Genomic DNA, 5,539 nt, shown 5'->3' with positions numbered 1-5,539 from the left:
CTCATCCGCGTGATCATCGACCACCGGATCATCGCCTCGCTGGTAGCGGGCAGAGTTTCGTAATCACGGGCCAGACGGCGGGAGTTCATCAGCCACGCGAACGTGCGCTCTACCACCCAGCGTCTGGGGAGCACCACGAACCCTGCCATGTCGTCGGTGCGCTTGACGATCTGCAGGGTCAGGGCGAGTTTGTCCCGGCACCAGTCGACGAGGGAGCCGGTGTAGCCACCGTCGGCCCAGACGAGGGTGATGTCGCGGTGCAGCTGGCGCAGCCGGGTCAGCAGACCCGCCGCGGCGTCCCGGTCGCCGATGTTCGCGGCGGTGACCGCGACGACCAGTAGCAGGCCGAAGCAGTCGGTCACGATGTGCCGTTTGCGGCCCGGCACCTTCTTCCCGCCGTCGTAGCCGCGTGAGGCGGCCGGCACCGTGGCGGCGGCCCGTACCGACTGCGCGTCGGTGATCCCCGCCGTGGGCTCGGCCTCACGGCCTTCGCGTTCACGGACCTTTCCGCGCAGCCGGTTGTGGAACTCGGCGCTCAGCCCGTGCTCGCGCCAGCGGCGGAAGAAGGCGTGAACCCGGCCCCAGGCGGGGAAGTCCGCGGGCATCGCCCGCCAGGAGATCCCGCCCGCGACCAGGTAGCGGATCGCGTCCAGCATCCAATGCCGCGAAGTTAAGGCTCAGTTGACGGTGTCAAGTGCGACCGCGACGTGAGACGGGCCTCTGCTATCCAGGGGATCGACCAAGATCTTTCTGAGAGAACAGAGGCCCTGTGGCACAGTCTGTCACGTACAGAATTGATGACGTGTTCGCGCCTGGACATGTCGGTGAACTGACGCAGGTCATCCCGACCGAGCTGGTGGATGCGGTGTTGGACGAGACCGGGAGTCGCGAGCGGCGACTGCGCAGTCTCCCCTCGCGCGTCGGGGTGTACTTCGTGCTCGCGCTCGGGTTGTTCGAGCACCTGGGCGCCGGGCTGGTGTGGGGCAAGCTCGTGACCGGACTGGCCGCTCCGGTGCCACAGACATCGGAGAAAGCGCTTCGCGATCTGCGTCGGAGGATCGGCGTGGCCCCGTTCCAGCGGCTATTCGACGTGCTGGCGGGCCCGTTGGCCCAGCCGTCCACTCCCGGAGTGCGCTACCGCCGCTGGCGGACGGTCGCCTTCGACGGCTGTGGGAGCCTGAACGTCCCCGACCACGAGCGCAACCGGTCCTGGCTCGGCCGCACGGAGCGCCGCCACGGCCCTTCCGGGTACCCCCGGCTGATGCTGATGACCTTGTGTGAAACCAGCACCCGTGGCCTGATCGCCGCCGCCTTCGGACCCGCCTCGAAGGGCGAAACCGACTACGCCCACGACCTGGTCAGCCACTTGACCTCGGACATGCTCCTGCTGGCGGACCGCGCCTTCGACAGCAACAAGTTGCTCGCAGACATCGCGGCTCAGGGAGCGCAGTTGCTGATCCGTGCCACCAGCACCCGGCGCCCGCCGGTGCTGGCGCTGCTGCCCGACGGCTCCTACCTCACCCGGATCGGCGGCGTCCGGCTGAGGGTGATCGAGGCCGAGGTCCGCTCCCGTACCGCCGACGGCGGCGACTTCGGCGGAACCTATCGTTTGCTCACCACGCTGAGCGACCACCGCACCGACCCAGCAGACCGCCTGGTCGGTCTCTACCACGAGCGATGGGAGATCGAGACCGCTTATCTGGCACTACGTCATACCCTGCTCAAAGGGCGCGTTCTACGGTCGAAGGACCCAGTGGGTATCACCCAGGAGATGTGGGGACTCCTGACCGTCTACCAGGCTCTGCGCTCGATGATGGTGACCGCGGTGGAGACGGTGCCCGGCTGCGATCCCGACCGGGCCGGCTTCACCGTGGCCCTGGAGGCCGCGCGCGACACGGTTGTCGGCGTTGCTGGGACGACCGTGAATGCAACTCCGAGCGGACGCCTCGACCTGGTAGGAGCCATCGGCACCCGCGTCCTGCAGGCATTGCTGCCCGAGCGCCGGATGCGGCTGTCCGCTCGCATCGTCAAGTGCGGAACGTCCCGCTACAACATTTGGAACCGCGACGGACGACCTCGCGACAGCGCGCCGATCACCGCCATCGTGATCACCGTGCATCCACCGGCTCTCCCCACCATGCACGCCCCAGACCGGGCTGCCTCCGGCCGCTGGGGACAGGTCTGCCGGATCCTGGCGGAGAGCTCCAACCAGGCCATGCACGCTCGCGACATCGCAGGGCATCTCGGCCTCACCACCACCGGGCGTGTGCTCAGCGGCTTCAACGCGCAGCTCTGCTACTGGGCGCGCAACGGCCGACTCATCCGTACGGCACCGAGTACGTACAAGGTCCCTCTTCCCGGGGCCTTGACAACGTCAACTGAGCCTTAACTTCGCGGCATTGGTCCAGCATCTGCCGGTGGCAGTAGCCCTCGGGCCGTCCGCCCCGACCCTGAAGCCAGGCCGGCACCGGCAACAACGGCCGGATGGCCGCCCACTCAGCGTCCGTCATGTCCGACGGATACCGGCGCACTCGATCGGGTTGATCAGCCGCGTTGCCGTACACGTGCGCGAGGCAATCGCACGACACGGCGGGCGAGCTGAAGTCAACGGACACGGGCGCGTACAACAACGACAACAGGGCCTCCCGGCATCGCTCGGTTCGACTTGCATCTCCGAGCTACCAAGAAGCCCTGCCTTCATACGCATGCAACGGAAGATCACCCGACCAGGAACTCCTTTCGACCCGCGCGTTCCAAGATTCGATTGAGATAGGGCTTTTTAGAACAGGCCCTACCCAGACCCATCTCACGAACGGCCCCGAGAAGGGCATCCAAGGCTCCCACGCATGGTAGTTATGTGATCACCGAAAGTGTTCTTCGGTGTCTACCTTTCCTCTGGAGGCAGAGATGCAGCACGAGATCGAGAACGTCCACATGGAGGAGCCGGCCGTGGAGCCGGTGACCACGTCGTACGAGCCGCCGATGGTGACGGAGGCCGGTGCCTTCGCCGAGGTGACCCGCGGCGGCATTGGCACGTTCAAGGAAGCGGGGGTTGGCCGCTTCATGTGAGGGGTGCTCTGCGCTGATCTGACCGCCCATATGACCCGCCCGTCGTGAGGACAGTATGTATTGGTTCGTCACCCTGCCGGACTGCCCTCCGTCTCAGCTGATCCTGGAGGAGCTGGGGGGCAACCGTGTGCTGATCGCCAACCATGCCTCGGGGCATCCGTGGCTAGTGGGTCGGCTTCCGGTGACTTGGGTGCGAATCTTCACGGCGGGCGCCGTGCGGCTCGCTGTTCTGGGAAGGACAGCGGAGGTCAACGCCTGTGTCCCCGACGCGACGCGCGCCGGGGAGACAGATGCCCCGCAAGGCGCCTCCGCATCACTACTGCCAGGTCTTGCCCGGATTCGTGATCTGCCGGACCTCAACGACCTCGACACCCTCACCGCCGTGGCCCGCGGCAGCTTTCATCTGGCGCTCTCCGCGCACGGCAAGAGCCGGGCGCAGGGGACCGCGTCGGGTCTACGCAGGCTTTACCAGGCCCGGCATCATGGCGTGACCGTCGTCTCCGACCGTGCCGATGTGCTGGCGCGGCTCACCGGCGCCGCTGTGGAACCGCGGGCATTGGCCGCACAGCTGCTCGTGGGAGGGCTTCCCACGCCGTTGGACCATTTGTCCTGCTGGAGCGGGGTCGAGGCGGTGCCGAGCGGCAGCGCGGTCACCGTCGACGACCAAGGCCGCCCGCGACTTCGGCCCTGGTGGCAGGTCCCGGCAGCCGAGGTTTCTTTGGAGCGGGGAGAACTCGCGGTGGGCAGAGCGCTCGCCGCGGCGGTCGAGGATCGTGCGCGTGCCGAGAAGAGCCAGGAACGCATTCTGGGCTGTGACCTGTCCGGCGGACTCGATTCCACATCCCTCGCCTTTCTCGCCGCCCCGTCCAGTGCCCTGGGGACCTTGACTGTCCAGTTCGCCGACGCTGCCAACGACGACCCGATCTGGGCCGCACGCGCTCGGGAGCTGCTGCCCAGCCTTGGCGGACCGGCGCTCTGCCTGGCAGGCGACCAGGTGCCCGCCCAGTACGCCTCCGCCGGGTCCGCTCCACGCCCGACCGACGCTCCCTCACCGCTGCTGCGCGGCAGGGCCGTTTTGGATGCCGGAGCGGCCGCCTACACCAAGCAGGGCATCAGCCTGCATCTGGCGGGGCATGGCGGCGATGAAGTGCTTCAGGCCACGCCCGGCTATCTGCACGGGCTCGTGCGTCGCCATCCTGTGCAGGCCATCCGGCATGTGCGCGGATACCGCTCGCGCAGACGCTGGCCGCTGGGCCCCACGCTGCGGGCTCTCACCGACAGCCGGTCGTACGGGAAATGGCTCGCTGACGAGGCACGGCTGCTGAGGGCCCCCGAGCAGGTGAGCGCACCGTTCGGCTGGGGAGAGCCGCTGCGGTTGGCGCCCTGGGCCACCCCGGAGGCCGAAACGCTCGTTGCCGGTCTGCTGAGGGAAGCGGCCGACGGTGTCGAGCCGCTCGCCCCCGACCGGGGACAGCATCACAGCTTGCACCGCATGCGATCAGCAGCGCAGATCTACCGGCTGATGCGCCAGGAATTGCACGCCCCCTGGATCGCCCTGCCGTTCCTGGACGACAGGGTGGTCGAAGCGTGCCTGGCGGTACGCCCGATTCGCCGCGGCACCCCGTTCGCCTACAAACAGGTGCTCACCACGGCCATGCGAGGCGTTGTACCGGATGAACTGCTGGCCAGGACCACCAAGGGGAGCACGGACATCGATTTCTACGACGGCCTTCGCACCCACCGCCGCGCGCTCATCGACATCGTGGAGCGGTCCGAACTGGCTGAGCGCGGGCTGATCGAGCCGACGGTCTTGCGCACCGCGCTGCTCGTTCCGACGCCGCACACCTCCACGGCGCTGGAGGACACCCTCGCCTGCGAACACTGGCTGTTGCACCGTGCCCCGGCACCCCTTTCCGCCGACCTGTCCCAGACCGAGGAATACGCGTGACCGTACGACTGAAGCTGCATGTCTCCACCGCCGTCACCGACAACGGCATGGCCGTGCTGGAGGAATCCACGGGCAGGTTCTTCGAACTCAACGCCACCGGGGCGACCGTTTTGACCGCGTTGCTGGACGGAGTTCATCCCCAGGAGCTCGCCAGGCGCCTCACAGCGGGAACAGACATCGGTGTCGAGCGCGTCAGCGCGGACATCGCGGCTTTCGTGACGTGCCTTACGCAACGAGGGCTGGCCGAGGCCGACACGGAAACAGCGCATGAGCTGGGCGTCATCGGCGCAAGCCACGGTCCTGACGCCCGTGCCATCCGCGGAGATGCGGCATGAGCGTCTCCACCGCCCTGCCCGCCGAGACCCGCCCCGCACTCTGGCGTCGGCCTCCGGTCCGGGTCGCCATCGTCCTCGCCTGGCTGCTGGCGAAGCAGCCGCCACACCGCATCCGTGTCGTGCTCAGCCGGATCCGACGCGGTGCGCGCCCCGCCACCTTCGCCGAGGCACGCCGGGCCCGTGGCAG

5 protein-coding genes and 2 pseudogenes are annotated in these 5,539 nt (G+C 68.0%); 5 read left to right on the top strand and 2 right to left on the bottom strand.

Annotated elements, in window-relative coordinates; all coding sequences use genetic code 11:
* A partial coding sequence (locus tag SNA_RS28705; RefSeq protein ID WP_044367477.1) for an IS5 family transposase occupies positions 1–656 on the bottom strand: 656 nt, incomplete at its 3' end.
* Between the two features lie 146 nt (positions 657–802).
* Between SNA_RS28705 and SNA_RS28700 the strand changes: the two genes are divergently transcribed.
* On the top strand, positions 803–2,389 hold the full coding sequence (locus tag SNA_RS28700) for an IS4 family transposase (RefSeq protein WP_241779878.1): 1,587 nt from the start codon (positions 803–805) through the stop codon (positions 2,387–2,389).
* 13 nt (positions 2,390–2,402) lie between these two features.
* On the opposite strand, the pseudogene SNA_RS45370 reads toward SNA_RS28700, so the two are convergent.
* A pseudogene (locus SNA_RS45370) lies at positions 2,403–2,510 on the bottom strand (IS5 family transposase); the annotation flags it as partial.
* 370 nt (positions 2,511–2,880) lie between these two features.
* Here SNA_RS45370 and SNA_RS41685 point away from each other — a divergent pair.
* The 4 genes and pseudogenes from SNA_RS41685 to SNA_RS28685 form a co-directional block, all read left to right on the top strand.
* Positions 2,881–3,069, top strand: coding sequence for a lasso RiPP family leader peptide-containing protein (locus SNA_RS41685; RefSeq protein WP_157880134.1), 189 nt, complete (start codon positions 2,881–2,883; stop codon positions 3,067–3,069).
* Between the two features lie 190 nt (positions 3,070–3,259).
* Positions 3,260–5,017: an asparagine synthase-related protein gene (locus SNA_RS28695; RefSeq protein ID WP_157880133.1), complete on the top strand. Its 1,758-nt coding sequence runs from the start codon at positions 3,260–3,262 to the stop codon at positions 5,015–5,017.
* Positions 5,014–5,352 carry a lasso peptide biosynthesis PqqD family chaperone gene (locus SNA_RS28690; RefSeq protein WP_044367474.1) on the top strand — a complete coding sequence of 113 codons (339 nt, stop codon included), beginning with the start codon at positions 5,014–5,016 and terminating at the stop codon, positions 5,350–5,352. The genes SNA_RS28695 and SNA_RS28690 overlap by 4 nt, the downstream gene beginning before the upstream one ends.
* Positions 5,349–5,539 (top strand): annotated as a pseudogene (locus SNA_RS28685) (lasso peptide biosynthesis B2 protein); the annotation flags it as partial. The gene SNA_RS28690 and the pseudogene SNA_RS28685, both read left to right, overlap by 4 nt.

The sequence above is a fragment of the Streptomyces natalensis ATCC 27448 genome (assembly GCF_000935125.1).
Taxonomy (GTDB): Bacteria; Actinomycetota; Actinomycetes; order Streptomycetales; family Streptomycetaceae; genus Streptomyces; species Streptomyces natalensis.
Note: the sequence above shows the minus strand (reverse complement) of the source record. Positions and strands in the feature narration are given on the sequence as shown.